The organism is Vibrio sp. Vb0349, from assembly GCF_033338975.1.
Genome location: NZ_JAWOTS010000404.1, coordinates 1 through 1,084, shown reverse-complemented (window position 1 = coordinate 1,084; position 1,084 = coordinate 1). Strand labels below are relative to the sequence as shown.

Annotated in this window: 1 protein-coding gene and 1 pseudogene; both read right to left on the bottom strand. The window is 48.1% G+C overall.

The genetic code is table 11. The features are described 5' to 3' along the window. Positions 1-143: pseudogene (locus tag R7Q47_RS26180) on the bottom strand (thiol oxidoreductase); the annotation flags it as partial. An 84-nt stretch (positions 144-227) separates the two neighbouring features. Then, positions 228-1,084: imelysin family protein (locus R7Q47_RS26175; protein WP_318090253.1), on the bottom strand; the 857-nt coding region annotated here is incomplete at its 5' end.

Sequence of the window (1,084 nt, the reverse complement as noted above, 5' to 3'; positions counted from 1 at the left end):
CTCATTGGCAAGTTCGTCGCGGGTAATGAATAGGCATTAGCACCGTCTTTTTTGACACTGGTGTTGCCACCAGACTTAACATCGTAAGCCATGGCAGAAGTCGAAAGGATCGCGGCAAAGGCGGAAAGTAGGTATGGCTTCATATCACTGCTCTTATATGAATGGATAACAACGAGCTCTAACGGCAAAAGGGCTCACGATGAGCCCTTGTTTATTATTATGTGTTCTTAAAACTCGTGGTCTGCGGTGTCTGGGCTTAGGCTATCGATGCCGACAATACCCGCTGCACGCTCAATAGCACCGGTTTGTGCAACCAACGCCATGATGGTGTCGTTAACCAGTGCGTTGCCTTGAGCATTACCCGCGGCAATAAGTTGGTCGAAATGCTGATTGTGTTTTTCAGCAGAAGTCACCAACTCGCCAACTTGACTGCGTGTTACGTCAAATTGCTTCTGGATTTCTTCAGCGGCTTTCTTATCTTCCTGAGCAACTAGGTTTGCGATACTTGGACCAGTAAGAACCGTGCCATCTTGGCGGCTGTATGTACCCGTATAAACGTTGTAGATACCTTGCTCGTTGTAGTAATGCGAGTTGTGCGTGTTATCCGAGAAGCAATCGTGCTCGTCTTCCGTAGAGTTCGCTTCTAGCGCAACTTTCATACGCTCACCAGCTAACTCACCCAAAGACAAAGAGCCCATGCCAAACAGCATTTTACGTAGACCATTATCTGCAGAACCTGTGAGTAGCTCTTGACGGTAGTTGCCTTTTCCACCAGCAGACCACTGTTTTTCCATCCATTCAAGATCTTGAACAAGTAGATCGGCCGCGGCTTTTAAGTACTCACCGCGACGATCGCAGTGACCATTTGTACAACCAGAACCAACAACAAAGTCCGTGTAAGCACGCTGACCTGCACCTGCATTTGTGCCGTTCAGATCTTGTCCCCATAGAAGAAATTCGATCGCGTGATAGCCCGTTGCTACGTTTGCTTCTGAGCCACCTACTTCGTTCAAGCTAGCAAGTAATTCTGGAGTAATTTTTGCCACGTCAAGCTTAGACGGGCCGATCGTTAGGCTTGTGTTGG